The 19,280-nt window shown below is 39.0% G+C and carries 18 protein-coding genes; 11 read left to right on the top strand and 7 right to left on the bottom strand.

All coding sequences use genetic code 11. The features are described 5' to 3' along the window. The first annotated feature begins 42 nt into the window (after nucleotides 1-42). The 3 genes from H0486_RS16365 to H0486_RS16355 all read left to right on the top strand — a co-directional run bounded on the left by H0486_RS16365 (nucleotide 43) and on the right by H0486_RS16355 (nucleotide 2,834). Nucleotides 43-945 carry a cysteine ABC transporter substrate-binding protein gene (locus H0486_RS16365; RefSeq protein ID WP_228354019.1) on the top strand — a complete coding sequence of 301 codons (903 nt, stop codon included), beginning with the start codon at nucleotides 43-45 and terminating at the stop codon, nucleotides 943-945. A gap of 228 nt (nucleotides 946-1,173) precedes the next feature. After that, entirely contained in the window at nucleotides 1,174-1,989 is an 816-nt protein-coding gene (locus tag H0486_RS16360; protein ID WP_228354018.1) for a MerR family transcriptional regulator, read from the top strand. A 107-nt stretch (nucleotides 1,990-2,096) separates the two neighbouring features. Next, nucleotides 2,097-2,834 (top strand): CPBP family intramembrane glutamic endopeptidase, encoded by a 738-nt coding sequence (locus H0486_RS16355; RefSeq protein WP_228354017.1) that lies wholly within the window; start codon nucleotides 2,097-2,099, stop codon nucleotides 2,832-2,834. A 122-nt stretch (nucleotides 2,835-2,956) separates the two neighbouring features. Here the strand turns inward: H0486_RS16355 and H0486_RS16350 are convergent, their stop codons facing one another. Both H0486_RS16350 and H0486_RS16345 read right to left on the bottom strand, forming a co-directional pair. Further along, nucleotides 2,957-3,964, bottom strand: a complete 1,008-nt coding sequence (locus H0486_RS16350; protein WP_228354016.1) for an Ig-like domain-containing protein — start codon at nucleotides 3,962-3,964, stop codon at nucleotides 2,957-2,959. 601 nt (nucleotides 3,965-4,565) lie between these two features. Continuing rightward, the gene (locus tag H0486_RS16345; RefSeq protein ID WP_228351561.1) at nucleotides 4,566-6,023 is read right to left on the bottom strand and encodes an IS66 family transposase; all 1,458 of its coding nucleotides are present in this window, start codon (nucleotides 6,021-6,023) and stop codon (nucleotides 4,566-4,568) included. A 233-nt stretch (nucleotides 6,024-6,256) separates the two neighbouring features. Between H0486_RS16345 and H0486_RS16340 the strand changes: the two genes are divergently transcribed. The 5 genes from H0486_RS16340 (at nucleotide 6,257) to H0486_RS16320 (ending at nucleotide 9,389) form a co-directional block, all read left to right on the top strand. Then, complete coding sequence (locus H0486_RS16340; RefSeq protein WP_228354015.1) at nucleotides 6,257-6,520, top strand: CD3324 family protein; 264 nt, start codon at nucleotides 6,257-6,259, stop codon at nucleotides 6,518-6,520. Nucleotides 6,521-6,864: 344 nt separating this feature from the next. Then, entirely contained in the window at nucleotides 6,865-7,305 is a 441-nt protein-coding gene (locus H0486_RS16335; RefSeq protein ID WP_228354014.1) for a LytTR family DNA-binding domain-containing protein, read from the top strand. After that, nucleotides 7,306-7,791, top strand: a complete 486-nt coding sequence (locus H0486_RS16330) for a hypothetical protein (protein ID WP_228354013.1) — start codon at nucleotides 7,306-7,308, stop codon at nucleotides 7,789-7,791. Continuing rightward, on the top strand, nucleotides 7,745-8,677 hold the full coding sequence (locus H0486_RS16325; RefSeq protein ID WP_323163556.1) for an ABC transporter ATP-binding protein: 933 nt from the start codon (nucleotides 7,745-7,747) through the stop codon (nucleotides 8,675-8,677). Before H0486_RS16330 ends, H0486_RS16325 begins: the two co-directional genes overlap by 47 nt. 1 nt (nucleotide 8,678) lies before the next feature. Next, the gene (locus H0486_RS16320) at nucleotides 8,679-9,389 is read left to right on the top strand and encodes an ABC transporter permease (RefSeq protein WP_228354012.1); all 711 of its coding nucleotides are present in this window, start codon (nucleotides 8,679-8,681) and stop codon (nucleotides 9,387-9,389) included. A gap of 133 nt (nucleotides 9,390-9,522) precedes the next feature. Here the strand turns inward: H0486_RS16320 and H0486_RS16315 are convergent, their stop codons facing one another. Continuing rightward, nucleotides 9,523-9,693, bottom strand: a complete 171-nt coding sequence (locus tag H0486_RS16315) for a hypothetical protein (RefSeq protein WP_228354011.1) — start codon at nucleotides 9,691-9,693, stop codon at nucleotides 9,523-9,525. A gap of 303 nt (nucleotides 9,694-9,996) precedes the next feature. Here H0486_RS16315 and H0486_RS16310 point away from each other — a divergent pair, with 303 nt between their 5' ends. Next, entirely contained in the window at nucleotides 9,997-11,346 is a 1,350-nt protein-coding gene (locus H0486_RS16310; protein ID WP_228354010.1) for an MATE family efflux transporter, read from the top strand. A 25-nt stretch (nucleotides 11,347-11,371) separates the two neighbouring features. Here the strand turns inward: H0486_RS16310 and H0486_RS16305 are convergent, their stop codons facing one another. Then, complete coding sequence (locus H0486_RS16305) at nucleotides 11,372-12,142, bottom strand: hypothetical protein (RefSeq protein ID WP_228354009.1); 771 nt, start codon at nucleotides 12,140-12,142, stop codon at nucleotides 11,372-11,374. A gap of 233 nt (nucleotides 12,143-12,375) precedes the next feature. On the opposite strand from H0486_RS16305, the gene H0486_RS16300 reads away from it, so the two are divergent. Further along, nucleotides 12,376-15,795 (top strand): glycoside hydrolase family 2 TIM barrel-domain containing protein, encoded by a 3,420-nt coding sequence (locus H0486_RS16300; protein ID WP_228354008.1) that lies wholly within the window; start codon nucleotides 12,376-12,378, stop codon nucleotides 15,793-15,795. Nucleotides 15,796-15,903: 108 nt separating this feature from the next. Here H0486_RS16300 and H0486_RS16295 read toward each other — a convergent pair whose 3' ends face one another. Then, entirely contained in the window at nucleotides 15,904-16,332 is a 429-nt protein-coding gene (locus H0486_RS16295) for a CBS domain-containing protein (protein ID WP_228354007.1), read from the bottom strand. A 124-nt stretch (nucleotides 16,333-16,456) separates the two neighbouring features. Continuing rightward, nucleotides 16,457-17,392 carry a metallophosphoesterase family protein gene (locus H0486_RS16290; protein WP_228354006.1) on the bottom strand — a complete coding sequence of 312 codons (936 nt, stop codon included), beginning with the start codon at nucleotides 17,390-17,392 and terminating at the stop codon, nucleotides 16,457-16,459. A gap of 304 nt (nucleotides 17,393-17,696) precedes the next feature. Here H0486_RS16290 and H0486_RS16285 point away from each other — a divergent pair, with 304 nt between their 5' ends. Next, nucleotides 17,697-18,299, top strand: coding sequence for a transglutaminase-like domain-containing protein (locus tag H0486_RS16285; RefSeq protein ID WP_228354005.1), 603 nt, complete (start codon nucleotides 17,697-17,699; stop codon nucleotides 18,297-18,299). Nucleotides 18,300-18,384: 85 nt separating this feature from the next. Here H0486_RS16285 and H0486_RS16280 read toward each other — a convergent pair whose 3' ends face one another. Continuing rightward, on the bottom strand, nucleotides 18,385-19,146 hold the full coding sequence (locus tag H0486_RS16280; protein ID WP_228354004.1) for a 3'-5' exonuclease: 762 nt from the start codon (nucleotides 19,144-19,146) through the stop codon (nucleotides 18,385-18,387). Nucleotides 19,147-19,280 lie beyond the last annotated feature (134 nt).

The following is a 19,280-nucleotide window of genomic DNA, read 5'->3' as shown; positions in this document are numbered from 1 at the left end:
GCATGAAGAGGGCAATGACCCGCAATTGAGGAGGATAACGTTATGAAGAAGATGAAAAAAATTATTACATTATTACTATTACTGGCAATTGCAACCGCTACGCTGGCAGGCTGCAGTTCGAAGGCAGATACAACTAAGGATAAAGCGGATAATGCTACAGAAGAAGTGGCAAAGGATACTCAAAGCACAGGAACAGCGAGAACTCTGGAGGAAATAAAGTCCAGCGGTAAGATTGTAATTGGTGTATTCTCGGATAAAAAGCCCTTTGGCTATGTTGATGAAAATGGTGTATATCAAGGCTATGATGTTTACTTCGGTAACCGTCTTGCCGAGGATCTTGGTGTGGAAGTTGAATATGTGGCAGTAGATCCTGCCAGTCGTGTAGAGTATCTGGTAACAGCAAAGGTGGATATTATCCTTGCTAACTTTACTGTGACTCCCGAGCGTGCAGAACAGGTAGACTTTGCACTGCCTTATATGAAGGTTGCATTGGGCGTGGTATCACCGGATAATGCTTTAATTACAGAGCCGGAGCAGCTTAACGGTAAGACCCTAATAGTAAGTAAAGGAACTACGGCTGAGACATACTTTACCGAGAATTATCCGGATGTAAAGCTTTTAAAATTCGATCAATACAGTGAAGCATATGGTGCATTACTGGATGGCAGAGGAGATGCGTTCTCAACCGATAATACAGAGGTACTTGCGTGGGCTCTTGAAAACGAAGGCTTTACCGTAGGAATTGAATCCCTTGGTAACCTTGATACGATTGCACCTGCAGTACAAAAAGGTAACACAGAATTACTAAACTGGATTAATGATGAAATTGTTAAATTGGCTGACGAGCAATTCTTCCATAAAAACTATGCAGAGACACTTGCACCGGTATATGGTGATGCTGCAGATCCGGAGAGCTTAGTAATAGAAGGCGGAGTAATCGAATAATCTGATTAAAACGACCAAGTAAGAATAAGCTAAAACTAAGTAAATCTGAATAAACCTAATATAACCGATTTCAGTCAGAATTACAGAAGATGTTGTTAAGGAGTATGATATCCATTCCGTATTATACTTCATTAACAACAGCTTTTTACTGTTAAAACATATGTTTAACTTTATATATTTGTGTTCCTCCAGGTATAGTGGTAAAATGATAAAAACGCTGAATACAGTATGAACGGAGTGAAAATTACTATGGCTGATACCTATACGATAGGTCAGGTAGCTGAGATTACGGGAATTTCAAGGGACCGACTTCGTTATTATGAAGAGAAGGGTATTCTATTTCCGGAGCAGAATCAGGATAATAATTATAGAAACTACACGATTGCCGATATTTACATGATCTTATCCATTGAATATTATCGCTCAATGGATTTGAGCATGAAGGATATCAGGAAAGTGTGGAAGAGTGGCGCCCCGGATGACATTTCCGCAATTCTAGAGGAAAAGGAGATGGAGCTTTCTGCGAAAATAAAGGAGCTACAGGATTATCAAGAAAATCTTCGAATAGGTAAGGAAGCCTGCCGACAGGTTCGGGAGAATCTAAATCAGTTTTCTATCAGGGCCATGCCTGCATTTGAAGTATTAGGAGAAATATCGGATTTCAGAGCCTTTACGGAATATGATGAAATAAGAAGCAGGAAGGAAAAGCTCAACGGAAAGCCCATCGTGAACAGTTTAAAGCGAAGAATAATATTCTCTGAGCGGGGAGTGGAAGATACCCGAATGTTGATAACCAGAGATATTTGTTCGAATACAAGGGACTCGGCTACCATCATGAAGTATGATAGATGCTTATATACGGTGGTGGAGGATGGAGTGGAGAAGGGTGATATCCTGGAGAATATGTTTCAAAAATCACTTCAATGGGCAAAGGAGCATGAACTGGAGCCACTGGGTCTTGTAATCATCAGCATGATCCTGATTACCGTGGATAAGGATTCGGTAAAATCCTTTCTGGAAATCTATGCACCAATAATACGATAGAAAGTACGCTTTGCGAACTTTCTATCGTCATGAATAAAAAGGAGCTTGACATTGGGACAATCCCAAGGTTTATTCTTTCTATGATAAATTATTTTGGAGGTGTCTATATGACAAGCAATAATATAAAACAACTTTCTTTGAAATCACTTTTAATCCTGGTGTTTACTCCCGCAATTCTATGTGTAGGAGCGTATACCTTAGTGGCGATGCTGCATCAATCAATTCCACCATTCCTAAGCTTTATGGTAATCATTCTGCTTCTATTAGTTCCCTGTGAGATTGGTATCATGCTGTACTATTCCAAGAAGGAATTCGGTAAGCCGGGTATCCAATGTGCGTGGGTAGAGCATCAATCCCTATCCGCGGGTAAAGTTATTATTATTGCAATACCATTCATTGTCTTTGCAGCAATCGTCTTTACAGTAATTGCACCCTTAGAACATGGTCTGCTATTTAGTACAATATTTAAGAATGTACCGGAATATTATAAGCTATCCTATTTTGCAGAGAGCTATATGAATTATCCGAAATCAATGGTGATAATTGCGTTAGTATTATATGCTTTGGGAAATGGAATTCTTGCTCCAATTGTGGAGGAGTTATATTTTCGTGGATTTCTAATGCCACGTATCAGCCGTTATGGGAATTGGGCTCCGGTAATCATCACAGTCCTTTTTTCTGTATATCATCTCTTTTCTCCATGGGAGAATTTTACGAGAATACTTGCTATACTTCCGTTCACCTACTGTGTTTATAAGAAGAAAAACATAATCATTGGTATGGTGGTTCACTGTACTCTGAATATGGCTAGTGTAATCATGACAATTATGAGCCTTAACCTATAATCATGTCAGACTATAACAATAGAGTAGTGTGTTCCTTGTGAGAATCAGACCCGGCAACCCAGTTGTTTTACCTAGTGGATTCGTTTCTTGAAAAGCCTGCTGCATTGTTCCTCACAGTTTTCTTATTCAGTTACATAGACAACACATCTTACTTTGGTACCATCTTCGGTGGCATAAATATAAGCTCTGCCCTTTTGGAGAGCGGATATGGTTCCGGAAGAATTTACTGTAGCTACATTGGAATTACTGCTAGACCAAACTACAGAGTTGCCGGAGGACACATATGCCGTAACGGTGGAAGTATCGCCAACCTTCAGATGAAGCTCAGGGGCGCTTAAGGTAATCGTAGGCTTTTCCACAATTACCTCGCAGGTTTTTGAGATACCGTCTACCGTTGCGGTGATAGTAGCTGTACCGTTCTTAACCGCTGTGATATTGCCGTCCTGATCTACCAAAGCTACACTTTTCTTATTTGATTTCCAGACCGGGGTAACCGAGGAGGATACGGTTGCATTCACCTTAACGGTCTGTCCCCGGAATAGCTTAATCTTTGTCTTATCCAGCTTGATCGTAGGATATTTTACCTTGACCTTGCAGGTTACACTACTACCGTCGGCGGTGGCAGTGATGGTGGTTTCTCCCGGCTTTATTCCGGTAAGGGTTCCGTTTTCATCAATGGTGGCGACGCTTTTCCGGCTGCTTTTCCATACAACCTTCGAATGATTCGAGGTACTGGCGGAGAGGGTGAGCGTTTCTCCCCGTTCTAAGGATGCGCTTGTTTGACTGATGGTGATAACCGTTTTATTGACTTTAATCTTGCAGGAAGCCTCCGCATTCTTGATTTTAGCTGTTATCGTAGCGGTTCCTGACTTTTTTGCAATAACCTTGCCATAGGTGTTCACGGATGCAACCTTCGTATTACTGCTTTTCCAGGAAGGCAATTTTCCATTGGAGGTTAAAGCAACGATGTAAAATTCCTTACCGATATCAACTGTAGCATTATATTGGGAGAGAATAATAAAAGATAGGGAATCGGCAGCACTAGCAGTTTTTGCCGGGGTGGGTAAAGAAATTATTACAATAGATAAACATAATAAGATTGATAACAAGAATTTTTTGATGTGTAACATTCCATTCCTCCATTTCTTAATGTGAGGAACAAATGCACAGCTATGCTGATTGCAAGCTTTTCCTTATATTAACATCTGAAAAGTAAAATGTAAATGAAAAATCACGAAATTTAATTCTGTACTCAAAAGTATGTGAAATTATGCCAAATATTTATAAGTTTTATAGTAAATATTTCTGTCCCTAATGCTTTACTTTTGTTGATTATTCGTGGAAACATTTGTATAATAGATTGAGATGATGTTTTATTACCATCATTTGAATAAACAGGAATGTAACTCAGTCATAATAAGGCTAAGATTACTATTAATCAAACTATATGGTAGTGTAAAGTTTGGTATGAAAAACTGATGTAAAGAAATATGATCCTTTGAACATTGAAAAAGCAAATATTTTAACTAGAAATTTATGCAGTGGCAGACTACGCCAACCTTGATTGCAACAAAAAGTAATGCTCTGAAGGTTTCACCGACGGCGAAGTAACTCAGGAACAGGAAGTTCTTACCGTCGTATTCACAGCATTGTAGCATTACTTTTTATTGCATTCAAGGTCAAGCCGGAAGTAAACTTCCGGTGGCTGGGTACCACCTCTGGCTCCTTAATCTAGGAACAGGTATTACCTGACACAGCGGAGGATTTCTGCATTTCCAAGATTTTTTGCTGCCCCAAACGGATGAGGATAATCCACTTGGCGGGCATGTTCCCTACTTTCTCGAATTCATCTATCTCATTTAAAGGTTTCCAGTAATTATGGGGATGCGGTCTTAGGAAGTTGTAATAAGCAACCCACAGGGAAACTCCGTACAAGGCACCCTCATCACTGTTATAACCATTGGTGATGCGGTAGGACATCTTGAAGGTACGATTTAAACGTTCCACAACCTGTTTGACCCAACGGAATTCGGTTGAAACAGCATCATCATTTGTAAGTCCGATTACCTGTGTTACGTCAAAGTCCCATCCTTTCTGAGCTTTTATATACTGGGCTGCCAGAGGATAGGCACTATAACCGTCAGCAATGAATTTCAGAAGCTTTGAGGGAAACACTTTGAACTTCTCGAAGGCCATGCGCATGGCAAGAATACAGGGACCGACACTCCGGTTATCGGAGACCTGATAGCCAAGGATGCTCTTTTTACATGCATCCATGATAATCCAGACATAATGCTTTTTACCGAGCTTTTTGATGTAGGTTTCATCGGCAGAGAGGATGTTGGATGGTTTATAATCGTAGGTGTCTACGAAAGGCTTAATGACACAAGCCGCGGTCATAGCATAACTGGCAACAGTAGTGTGGGAAATGTCGATACCGTGAACCTCTTTCAATGCATGAGAAGTCTGTCTGGTGGAGAGCTTTAGGTTTACATGATAGGTTAGAACCAATCCCAGTATATGAGGAGAAAACTTCTTGAAACTGAAGCCCGTGGCATTTGACGGAAGGGAGTGTAAGTCCATGCGAAAGAAATCCATCGTGAACTCACGATAGATATAGTGGAGCTTATATTTGTGTTTTTCTTCCGGTTTCAGATCTGGTGGAAGCTTACGTTTATTGGCTAGGTAATAGCTACATTTACGATTGGTACACTTGTGGATACGGAAGAACTTACGCTCCTTCTTGGGAACCAAGATGTTACCACAGTAAGGGCAGCGAAGCTCGATGGTATGCTTATAAATGTTATCGGAGTTAAAGAGTTCCTCACAGACCTTGCACATGAATTGACCTTTGGCGCCATTGTTTTTGTATAAGTAATCGTGAGGAGCACCGCAGCGGGGACAGACCAAATCCTTTGGGATATCAGATTCGGAACGGCGTTTGATTGGTTTAATCAGGTAACCATAGCGGTGTTTGATATAAGCTATGTAAAGCTGATAATCGAAGGTTGCAGGAGTGTACACAGTAGGAAGTTTATCAACCTTGAATTTTTGGTACTCAGGGGAATGGGAATCATCGAAAGCCCACTGCTTGAGAGGAATATATTTGCAGATAAAGAGAAGTAAATAGCAGATTTGTTTGTACTGCTCTTGAATAATGTTAATTAAATAGAGTATAATTGAGTCCATAACAATGACCTTTCTTCAGTATTTTGTTGTGTGGTAACTTCAATTATAACTGAAAATAGGGGGTCATTGTTTTTTTATTTTAAAAAGCTCTGTAACCCTTGAAAAATAAAGGGTTCTTATAAAAAATCAGTGTAAAATACTTTACACTAACAACTATATTTAGGAGGTGGGTTTTATGAGAAATCATGATGGCAACGATTTGTTTTGTAGCATAGTTATGGAGGGAAAACGAATTGAATTACAAGAAAGGCATAGAAGTATTGCCGGCCCGCCTACTGAAGGAAGTTCAAGAGTATGTAGAGGGAAGTCTTGTCTATATTCCGAAGAAGAGTAGAAAAGCCGGCTGGGGTGACGTTAGCGGAGCCCGAACACTAATTGATATGCGAAATAAAAAGGTGAAAGAGCTCTTTCAACGGGGAGTTACGGTCGCCGAATTATCCGAGAAATTTCATCTGAGTGAAGAGACCATACGAAAGATCATTTATAGGAAAAAATGAATTTAATTATTTTATCCCTATTTGCGCCGGAAATAATGTGAGATAATACTAGTGACCGGTCAATATCGCTTGAAAGGGGTTGGTTATTTTGAAAATTATATTAGAGGTGCTTAGCTTCTAGTACAAATGTGGGCTGTGCCAAGTGGCACAGCCTATTTTATTGTATAAGATTCTATTATTTACCTCCATGTTAGCGCGCACCTTCAGCAACTTAGCTTGGAATTACCGTAACTTGGTAAAAAGCTATTGATAATGTATGAACTTATCTATATATTATGATTATAGGCCGACCAATATATTGGGTTAATGAATACGTATTTACTATGGGCTTAGGGGGTGCTAAGGTGAGAATTCAAATCAATGAGAATAGCAATATGGAGGATACCGAGATCATTATTAATTGTAAGCGTATGAATCAAGACATATCAAAAATAATAGCGATGCTTCGGGTCCTTGATTTAAAGCTGACCGGTATGAAGGATGGACAGACCTATATTTTGGATGCATCAAAGATATTGTATATTGATACGGTAGATAAAAAGACCTTTTTCTATACGGAGAAGGATGTATTTGAAACCCCACTTAAGCTTTATGAACTGGAGGAGCAACTGGAGGAACACGATTTCTTTCGCGCAGGGAAGTCATGTATTATTAATTTTAATCAGATCAGAGCTTTGAAAGCCGATCTTGATGGAAGAATTCTGGTAACGATGAATAACAATGAGAAGCTTTATGTATCCCGACAATACGCAGGGATTATTAAAAGTAAACTGGGGGTGAAATAGATGAAAGAACGAATAATAGCTAAGTATAGTCGATTCCTGGGGGAGGTACTGGTAGTCTTTTCGGTAACAATGTTGTTTGTCTCAATCATCGGTTCGATATGGGGAGATGAAATTCAGAATTATTCAACCATGTATCTTTTGGGTAGGAAAGGTATTTCTTACATTACGTTACTGCAATTTCTCATCGTTTCATTTCTTGTAACACTAGTAAAATCATTTTTTACATCGGAACGATTTTTAAAGAATCGATCCACGCTTCAAAGAATTATTTTGATGTTATTCAGTATAGTTCTTATCATGGTAGTCTGTATAGCAGTCTTTGGATGGTTCCCGATTAATTCCTTTAGTGGATGGGTTGGATTTATCTTATCCTTTGGAGGTTGCTTTGCATGCGGTACCGTGATAAAGATTGTTCGATTAGAACAAGAGAATGAAAAATATGAACAACTGTTATCAGATTATAAGAAAAAGAGGAATTCGGAATAAAGACAAGTATAATAAGGAGAGAGGCGAGATTAATACAATGGAAGCCATTATAACATTGAATAATATTGAGAAATCCTTTGGAGAAAAACAGGTATTAAAGAAACTTAATCTATCAGTATCCAAGGGTGAAATATTTGGCCTGCTGGGTCCATCCGGTGCCGGCAAGACTACCATCATTAAAATTCTAACCGGACAAATAAAGCCCACCTCAGGGGAAGCCACGATATTAGGAACAAACACCAGGTATATCAATGATAAGGTATACGCTAAGATAGGTATGGTATTGGATAACAGCGGATTGTATTCCAGACTTAGCTGTTATGATAATTTACTCATGTTTTCCAGTATTTATGGCATCGATAAGAAGAAAATAAAAGAGGTTCTGAAAAAGGTGGAATTATCGGAAGCCATTAGAAAACCGGTAAGTAAGCTCTCAAAGGGTATGGTACAGAGACTGGTGCTGGCAAGGGCAATCATGCACAAACCGGAATTGCTGTTCCTGGATGAGCCGACAAGCGGTATCGACCCTGCAACCTGTTTGAAGATACATCAGCTTTTATTGGAGCTAAAAGAAAGTGGTACCACGATCTTTCTTACAACCCATAACATGGAGGAGGCGTCGAAGCTGTGTGACCATATCGCACTGTTAAACGAAGGAGAAGTAGTAGAATACGGAGAACCAGACGCTCTATGCAGAAAGTATAATGAAGATAAGAAAATTACTATCCTATTGAAGAACGGTCAGCTGGTTACGTTACAAAATGGTGCTGCTTCTTCAAAGCAGATTTATGAGTATTTTGCTTCAGAGGAAGTGGAATCCATTCATTCCTCAGAGCCGAATCTGGAAACCGTATTTATTGCATTAACCGGGAAGGAGCTGTCTTAATATGATAACTTTTAAAAGAGTTTGGGCTATATTTATCAAACAGTGGAAGGATACCATTAAAAATAAAGCGATTTTCATTCAGTTTGTTATTTTTCCAATTATTGCGTTGATCCTTACGGAAACAATAGCAAAAGGCAATAGTGAGATACCCCGAACCTATTTTGTGGTTCTATTTGCAACTATGTATGCAGGAATGGTTCCCAATGTGATTATGGCGAGCATTATCACAGAAGAGAAGGAACAGAATACACTGCGTGTTCTTATAATGTCCAATGTAAAGCCGCTCGAATATCTCCTTGGAGTGGGAAGCTATACCTTTCTCATTTGCTCCTTAGGAGCAGTATTCTTTGGTGTAGTCGGAGGATATCGAGGTGCTGAGCTGACAGCCTTTGTCGGCATCCTCATCATCGGAATACTTTCTTCCCTAATCCTGGGCAGTACAATAGGCATTCTGATGAAAAATCAAATGAGTGCGAACAGTGTTGTGCTACCAATCGCTATGGTTACGGCTTTCTTACCGATGATTGCTATGTTCAATAAAACCTTTGCGAAGTTTTCCAGGTTCTTGTATACACAACAGATCAATTATCTGGTTAATGATCTGAGTAAGAGTAATTTTACTATGGAGCGTTTCCTGATTATAGGTGTAAATATCATTGCGTTTTTAGCCATATTCCTATTTGCATATCGAAAAGGGACTTTCTCTGAATAATAGATACCTCTCCCGTTTTCTGCCCGGTATCATGGATATTATATCTTGGGGCTATAATAAGGGAGAGGCGTTTTTTATATAGAATTTCTTTGAAATGAATGTTTACGGAGTATGTCAGATATAAAGCTTTTCCTTAAGTATTTAATTCTTTTCGATCAGGTCGTCTCTTTTCGTGCTTTCCCTCGTGCACTCCGATAATCTGACCATTCATTATACCGACATCAGCATTGTTCTTTGGCTGCATTTTTCGTAGCTCTGCATTACTCTTTTCTCTATCCTTCATTCTGTTTTTATTATTATCCATTTGGTTACTCCCTTCATTGTAGGATTTAATTAATAGTTGGATGCATGTGCTTTCATGATAGTACCATAATCCTAGTATTTACCTTTATGAATGTAATTATGAATAATCAGAATGAAAACAATGATACGGCTACTGTGACATATGAATTCGTTATTAGAATTATTATATATAAAGAATGATATTTTAATGGAAAATAATATAATATAAAATTAATATTGATTCTATATATAAATTGGTGCTATATTATATCAATACTCTCGTTTCGGAAATGACACGAATCGACAAAGAGACTGAGGTGGGGATATGTTTAAGAACCAGGAGCACAGTAACCGGATTACAGAAGGCGTTATATGGCAGCAGCTATTGATTTTCTTCTTTCCGATGTTATTCGGAACCTTTTTTCAACAATTATATAACACAGCGGACGCAGTTGTTGTAGGTAGATTTGTAAGCAAAGAAGCTTTATCAGCGGTAGGAGGTACAACCGGAACACTGATTAACTTATTTGTAGGCTTTTTTGTTGGAGTTTCTACTGGTGCAACGGTTATCATATCTCAATACTATGGTGGAAATGATAAAAAAGAGGTAAGTAAAGCAGTACATACCGCAATTGCATTAGCGATAACAGGAGGAGCTGTTATTATGGTGGTAGGAATTGTCGGAGCACCCATTGCATTACACTGGATGGGAACTCCAGATAATATCCTGCCACATTCGTTAACTTATATTCGTATTTATTTTGGCGGAATGATCGCGAATTTATTATACAATATGGGCTCAGGAATTCTTCGTGCGATTGGAGATTCGAAACGTCCATTATATTTTCTGATTGTTAGTTGTTTTGTTAATATCATACTGGATGTTGTTTTTGTTGTAGTTTTTCATCAGGGAGTCAATGGAGTTGCTGTAGCGACGGTAGTATCCCAGATCTGCAGTGCAATATTAGTCTGTATTACTCTGATCAAGACGAACGATATCTATAAGTTAAGTATTAAGAATATACGGTTTCATGGGGATATGCTAAAGAGGATAATTCGGGTTGGATTACCGGCTGGTCTGCAATCCTTAATGTATAGTTCGTCCAATGTAATAATTCAGTCCAATATGAATCAATTTGGCACCGACACCATCGCTGCTTGGACTGCTTATGGCAAAATAGACGGAATCTTCTGGATGACCATGAATTCATTTGGTATCTCTGTAACTACATTTTCAGGACAGAACTATGGAGCAGGTAAGTATGACCGGGTTAAGAAAGGAATGAGGCAATGCCTCCTCATAGCAATGGTGGTTGCTATTTGCCTAAGTTCGGTTCTGTATTTTGGAGGAGCTTATGTATATCGGTTATTTACGGATGAGGTAGAAGTGATAGAAATAGGTCTTGTGATACTTCGGTTTCTGGCACCAACCTTTATTACCTATGTATCAATTGAGATACTCTCCGGTACGTTAAGAGGCATGGGAAGTACTTTTATACCAATGATTATTACCTGTCTAGGTATATGCTTACTACGAATGATATGGGTATTTATTGCGGTACCGGTTTGGCCGGATATGAAGGCGGTTATTTTCAGCTACCCATTAACCTGGGTTACCACCTCCATTCTATTTATCCTGTATTATCGACATTATGTGAAGAGACATGGTATCTAGGTGCGGTGTAACTGTTAAAAGAAACTTACACTGGCTTTTTCCAACGTAAAATAAAACGCTTCAGGAAATTACCGTTACCTCTGTTTTTCACATAAAAATAACCAAATATAGAGAATACTGTGGCTCCGATAAAATTAACGAACAGATCCATCATAGTGTCTATTAATCCAAGATCGATATAAGCCTTCCAGGCTTGACCATTCACGGTCAGATCCTGGATTTCTACTTTTACGGGGATATTCCTACCCTCAGGGTGTAGCAAAACAGATTGAAAGGATGTTACATAAGTATCTTTTTGCATATCAAAGCCGAAGAATTGATCCATAGAGAATTCAAAAAGCTCCCAAATAACACCAATTGTCATAGAAAAGCAAAATGCTACCAAAGCCACGAAAAGTGGTGACAAGGATATTGCGAATTTATCGTTTTTATTCAGAATATCGATGAGTGATAGTCCCAGTGCAGCGGCTAAGAAGCCGTTCAAGGTATGCAGCATGGTGTCCCAGTAGGGGAATATAAGATAATACTCATTAATTTCGCCAAGAATTTCTGCGGAGAAGATAAACAGCAGAATTATGGTCTCAAGAGTATCGGGGATATCAATATGTATCTTTTTCTCAATAAAGCTGGGAATAAAAAACAGTATCAGTGTTAAGATGCATAAGAATATATTTTCATAATCCCTGCTTTTCAGTTGATTAATGATAACAAAGATTACGGATATTCGTAATAAAAGATAAACAATGGATATTGCAGGACGTCCCTTGATGGAGATAAGCTTCTTTTTATTCATCATAATAACCATACCTTTCTTTTGTGATAATCTATTTGAGCTCGTATGATGAACGAGTTATCAAGCATATGAAATACGTACCCATTGTATCATGGATTTACGTTGAAAACAAAGAAAATTCTTTATTTTCTAAGGTGAAATTAATAAAATATTGAGGGTTATAGCACGAAAAATGCTATGCTATAATTTGGCTTAGTACATTACCCTTTTCTGAGAATGAGTTAGGAGGCAATAACTTGAGCAGTAAAAAACTATTTAATGATGGCTGGAGCTTTACAAAAAGAGAAATTGGAGCAAGCCTTGATAGCATCCATGATCCCGCTGTTGAATGGCAGCTCGTGGATATACCGCATGATTGGCTGATATATAATACTAATGATTTGTATGAAACCGGTGAAGGCTGGTATAGGAAGACTTTCATAATTGAGGAACTGCAAAACCATGTAATATCACTTTACTTTGAAGGCGTATATATGAATAGTACGGTGTTTATTAATGATAAGGTTGCTGGTGAGTGGAAATATGGTTATTCCTCTTTTGAATTCGATATTACGAAATATCTTAAAGTTGGTGAAAATGAGATAAAGGTAAGGGTGGTACATCAATCTCCCAATTCCCGTTGGTATTCCGGAGCAGGAATATATCGAAATGTGTGGATGAAGATAACAGCTGAGACACATTTCGTTACCGATGGGATCTATATTACAACCCGGAAAGAAGATAGCAGTTGGAAGGTTGAGCTAGATGCGGAAACGATAACAAAAGCTGCAAAGAGTATGAATGCGGTGATACAACATACCATTCTGGGGGAAGACGATAGGGTGGTTGCAAAAAGCGCCAATACTTTGGATATCGGAAATGTCATCACCTTAGACAAGCAGGTTGTGGAGGTTACAGATCCTATCCTATGGAGCCTGGAGAAACCCTATTTATACACCTTAAGATCAGAGCTACTACTGGATGGTGCTATAGTAGATGAGGTGACCCAAAGCTTTGGTTTCCGGATATTACGCTTTGATTCAGAAAAGGGATTTTTCATAAATGATAGTAACATGAAGCTACATGGTGCCAACCATCATCATGATCTGGGCTCTCTGGGAGCTGCTGTAAATAAGGTAGCTCTGGAAAGACAGCTTACTATATTAAAGGATATGGGTGTGAATGCCATACGTACCTCCCATAATATGCCGGCTACGGAACTAATGGAGCTGGCGGATCGAATGGGAATGTTAATTGTCTCAGAGGCATTTGACATATGGGAATTGTCAAAAACAGAATATGATTATTCACGGTTCTTCCCGGACTGGCATGAAAGGGATGTTGCCAGCTGGATCAGAAGAGACCGTAATCATCCAAGTGTCATTATGTGGAGTATTGGGAATGAGATCTATGATACCCATGCCAGTGAGCGAGGGGTGGAGATTACAAAGAAGCTTAAAGAGCTGGTTTATCTTCATGATCCCAGACACAATGCACTAGTTACCATTGGTTCCAATTATATGGCCTGGGAGGGTGCTCAAAAATGTGCTGATGAAATAGACTGTGTTGGATATAATTACGCAGAATACCTATATGAGAAACATCACAGTAACCATCCGGATTGGGTGATATATGGTAGTGAGACTTCCGCCACCATACAGAGCAGAGGAGTGTATCACTTCCCGGCTGATGTCTCGACGATAACCCATGATGATGAGCAGTGTTCCTCACTTGGAAACTGTACCACCCGATGGGGAGCCAAGAGTACTCAGCATGCAATTATTGATGACAGGGATACTAAATTCTGTCTGGGCCAGTTTATCTGGAGCGGATTTGACTATATTGGAGAACCGACTCCCTATACTACAAAAAACTCGTATTTTGGACAAATCGATACAGCAGGTTTTCCAAAGGATACCTATTACTTATATCAGGCGGAATGGACGGATTATAAAGTAAAGCCCATGGTTCATATTCTTCCTTACTGGGATTTTAATGAAGGTCAGTTAATTGATATCCGTATCTATTCCAATGCACCGAAGACGGAATTGTTTTTTAATGAGAAGTCCATGGGTGTGTTTGAGATAGATCATAAGAAGGGAAAACAGCTCAGTGGAACATGGCAATTAGAATACCATCCAGGGACCATCAAGGCAGTTGCCTATGATGAGAATGACAATGTCATTGCGGTGGACACAAGGACCTCCTTCCAGGACGCCGCAAAGATTATTATAAAGCCGGATAAGACAACCTTATATGCCAATGGTCTGGATTTAATCTTTGTGGAGCTGTCCATGGAGGATAAGAATGGGAATATGGTATGGAATGCAAATAATCGTGTTGAGGTTGAAGTAAGTGGTGCCGGTCGTCTGGTTGGCCTGGATAATGGGGACAGTACGGACTACGATCAATATAAGGGTACCAGTAGAAAGTTGTTTCAGGGTAAGCTGCTGGCGATTATTGCAGCTAAGCTGGAGCCGGGCGATATCCATATTACAGTCTCATCTATGGGATTACCGACGGAAACAATGATACTAAAGGCTCTACCCTGTGACAGGATACCCGGAGTTACTGCTCTCGCTGAGAATGTGAAATCGGAGTATGTAGATGAAATACCAATTCGTAAAATCGAATTATCGAGACAGGGTAATCGTTACTTGGGGAAAGAATATAATACGGTATTAATTACCGCTAAAATCTATCCTGAGAATGCGACGTATCAGGACTTGATATGGCAGGTATTCACACCTGGAGGCATTGAAACAAATATTGCCAAGATAGAGGCGGCAAGCAGGGAAGCTAAGGTAACAGCTCTTGGTGACGGAAGCTTTCGTGTTCGTTGCAGCGCTAAGAATGGAAAAAAGAGCCCGGAGGTGATCTCAGAACTGGAATTTGAGGTTACTGGTCTCGGAATAACAAGGAGCAATCCATATGAACTCGTTCATGCGGGATTATATAATGCCACGAATACCGATCTCGGAGCCGGATTATTCGGAGGAGTAGTAACGGGGGATGGGGAAACCTATTTCGCAATTAGTAATCTGGATTTCGGAGATTTTGGATCCGATGAAATCACAATACCGATATTTTCTTTTGAAAATGATCCAATCCCAGTGGAAATATGGGAGGGGATACCGGGAGAAACGGATTCCGAATTACTACTACGAGGAAGCTATCAAGCAAAAAGCATTTATAATACGTATCAGTCCAACACGTTTCGACTAACCAGAAGGGTAAAGGGAGTCACTACCATATCCCTTGCATTCGACCAGAAGCTTACGGTCCAGGGATTTTGGTTTACCAAGCAGGATAAGGCTTACGCTAAGCTATTAGCAAAGGAGAATGATGGTATATATGGGGATCACTTTATTATAATGGAAAATGCAATTGAACAAATAGGGAACAATGTTAATATTGAATTTATGAATATGGATTTTGGCACGGAAGGGTTTTCGAAGCTGATCATCTGTGGAAAATCAAACATAAAAAGCAATACCATACACATTCGCTTCTACGGAGATGACGGAGATGTCAATCAAATAGCGGAGTTTCCTCACTCAGAGGAATATGTGGAAAAGGAATATATATTAAATTCCGTAACGGGAAATCAAAGAGTGTCGTTTATGTTCATGCCAGGAAGTAATTTTGATTTTAAATGGTTCCAATTTATTAAATAATTACCCTCCATGAATAAATATGCGATTAGGCTAATATTTTGATAAAATGACAACAAAAAGATAGTGAGCAGGTGTTAACAGACCTAAGCTCACTATTCTTTTTGGAGGTTATCGTAAATTCGTACCTTCCTTTGAAATATTCTTTAGAGCATCCTCGGCGCTATCCTGACAAGAGGGCTCAAGTGAAATGTCTCCAAGGGCAACGATACCTACAAGACTGTTATTCTCAACAACGGGGAGCCTACGAATTTGACGGTCACTCATTAATCTGGCAGCATCGTGCACATCCGTATCGGGATTAGCAAAAACAACACTTGTTGTCATAATATCACCGACGGTTTCCTTCGAAATATCATGTCCGGGAGCAACTGATCTAATGGCAATATCCCTGTCGGTTACAATACCGATTATTTTATCATCCGTACAAACGGGGATAGAACCACAGTTATATTGCTTCATAAGTTGTGCAGCTCTTTCGACGGAATCGCAGGATTGTATACATGCGATGTCTTTTGACATAATGTCTTTAACCTTCATATTAACCTCCAATCTGCCGTAGGTAGCTCAAGCGCGAAGTGAAAAGCCCACATGAGATTCATACCAGTATAATGTGATTTCTACCTTTCACCTCTAAGTATAGATTGCCCTGTGCAGAACGAAATTAATCATCATCCATACTTGTGCAATGTGTTGAATATGGATTGTTTTTACAGTCATACTGTTCTATGGCTTCTGGTCCACGTACGACCTGTCGATTAATTCGTATTACACCATCCTCATCTGCGGTGATTCGCCAATCCACCATAAGAATATTACCGTTCAGAATTTCTATTCCAGACACGCCTCTAGTATGAATACAACAGCCAGTATTAAAATATGGAAGCTCATGGGGTTTTGGAAATTTCGGTCTGTGCGTATGACCGCAGATTAACATCATCTTGTGTTTCTCTATCCACTTATTATATGCTTTTTCCACCTTGTGCCTCTTGTATAAATTACGTGCCGGACTGGATGGATTTTCGAATCCGACTACATGCATATAACGCCAGAAATATCGCATCAAAAACAGAGATAAGGGCCATATCTGGTCATTCATAAAATCACCTTGGTGTCCATGTACAACAAATATTTCCTGGTCAGTATCCTTATGCTTTAGAACCAGAGCCTCCTGTGGCTGTAATCCTCGGAACAGATCCACGCGCTCCTGATGATATTCATCATAGAATTGGTAATAATTCTCTTCCACGTATTGAGGGGATTTTAAAAATATGTTATGGTTCCCATATAGCATAATAAAACGATTATCATCAAAGAATTTCTTTATAACAATAAAAATGTCCGTATGTGCCAGTCGAATATGTTTGAATTTGGGATATTCCCATAGTTCATCGCCATCACCCACCTCCACATAGGTATAGCCTTCTTTATAATAGTAATTCAGTGCATGCAAATAAACATTTTGATTTCGAGTAAATTCGTCGGATACACTATCATCACCTCGATGGACGTCACTGAAAAAAATATATTTTGAGTTTTTGTCGAAGTATTCTGTCTTAGCCTTTTTGTATGCCTGTGTCAGTCGTTGATCTGTATGCATGAATCATCACTTCCTTTTCGTGAGTAGTATCCGGAAATTGAAACGATTTTACGGATAAGACGGTATTCAGAGAATATATGATCATCCTTTATTTTTGTGATTATAATATTATATGATTATTAAGAAAGGTTATTCAGTATAGTGTAAGAGTGAAATAATATAGATTGCATCACAGTCTTTTCATGATTAAGGTTAGCTGTATTAATACGAAGAAAAGTAATTTGATGAAAATATAGAAATAAAACAGTTGCATAAATATAAAAGTGAATGTATAATTATTAAAAATTAAGAGGGAGGAATGGTTATGAAATTAGCATCCGATAATATGAATGATTATATTAAGAATACGAAGTACATAAACTATGATAATCAGCAGGTAAAAGAAAAAGCAGATGATTTAGCACAGGATTGTAAGAACCAGATAGAAATGATTGAAAAGCTATATAACTATGTCAGGGATGAGATAGCACATTCCTGGGACATACAGAATAGGCAGGTGTCAATAACCGCATCCGATGTACTGAGGGAAGGACATGGGATCTGTTATGCGAAGTCCAACCTTCTGGCGGCATTACTGCGAAGCCAGGGAATACCAACTGGAATTTGCTATCAAAAACTGACGCTTGGAGATACTCCGGATACAGGGTATGTGATACATGCATTGAATGCAGTGTATATAGAGGAAAGGAATCAATGGATTCGATTAGATGCCAGGGGGAATAAGGAAGGAATACAAGCTAAGTTCTCACTGGATGAGGAGTACTTGGCCTTTCCTGTGCGGCCGGAATACGGTGAGCTTGATTATGATATTATTTATCCTGATCCCCATGAGGTTACAATGAATGCACTTGAATCAAACGATGATATTCTATATATGTGCCTACATTCTTTGCCGTCGGATTTATAATGAACCGCAAGAATATAGGGATAGCTATTTATAAAGAATAAAGAAGAGTCAGCTACTGTATATATTAGAACAAAAGAATGGCCATCTACTCATTTACTTTTGACTCCTTAATAAACTGATGTGTTTTACCCATCTGATATGCCAATCGCACCAGCTCTTTCTCTTCCTCTGACAAAGTGCGCTGATACATTTTCTCAAACTGGGCAAAAAGAGCATCAAAGTCAATAATTTTCTTTGGGTGTCTTAGGGAATCTGATTTTTTCTGAGCATCGGGATTATATACCTTAGGCTGAAATTCAGGGAGGTATATTTTCTTTAGTATTTCAGCAGTATAATATGCGTCATGAAGAGCGTTATGGAATGGAAATAGTAAAGGTATCTCAAGAGCTTCTACGGTATATTGCAGCCGAAGGAGCTGTTTTTTTGACAATTTAAAATGCACTGAAGCGTAGGTCTGCAGATTGATATATCGCTTAGGAACCTTCTGTTCCTCCAATTCATAATAGCGTATATTACGAAATAGCTCCTTCATATCTGCTTTACCCCAAGTGCAAAAAACGGTATCTGTATCGGATATAAAGTCAAGAAATTCAGAATATACCTGAGAAAAGGGCTTCTCAGATGCGAGCATTTCATCCGTAATCCCTGTAATTTCCATAACACGGGGATTTACTATGGGATGTATCGTTGGCTTTACATAGCGACTGAAGGAAGCAAGGGTATTCAAATCCTGATCCAGTTTTACCGCTCCTATTTGTATGATTTCAAAGGGACAGCTAAGCCGGTCAGATTTGCGGTACCCAATCAGGCTTTGATTAAATTCTAAATCAAATACGATTATTACCATACGATGCACCTCCTCCTTTGTCGCGTTAGTGTAAAGTATTTTACACTGATTTTTTATAAGAACCCTTTATTTTTCAAGGGTTACAGAGCTTTTTAAAATAAAAAAACAATGACCCCCTATTTTCAGTTATAATT

This window comes from Variimorphobacter saccharofermentans (assembly GCF_014174405.1).
Classification (GTDB): Bacteria; Bacillota; Clostridia; order Lachnospirales; family Lachnospiraceae; genus Mobilitalea; species Mobilitalea saccharofermentans.
This window is presented reverse-complemented; position numbering and strand designations above follow the sequence as displayed.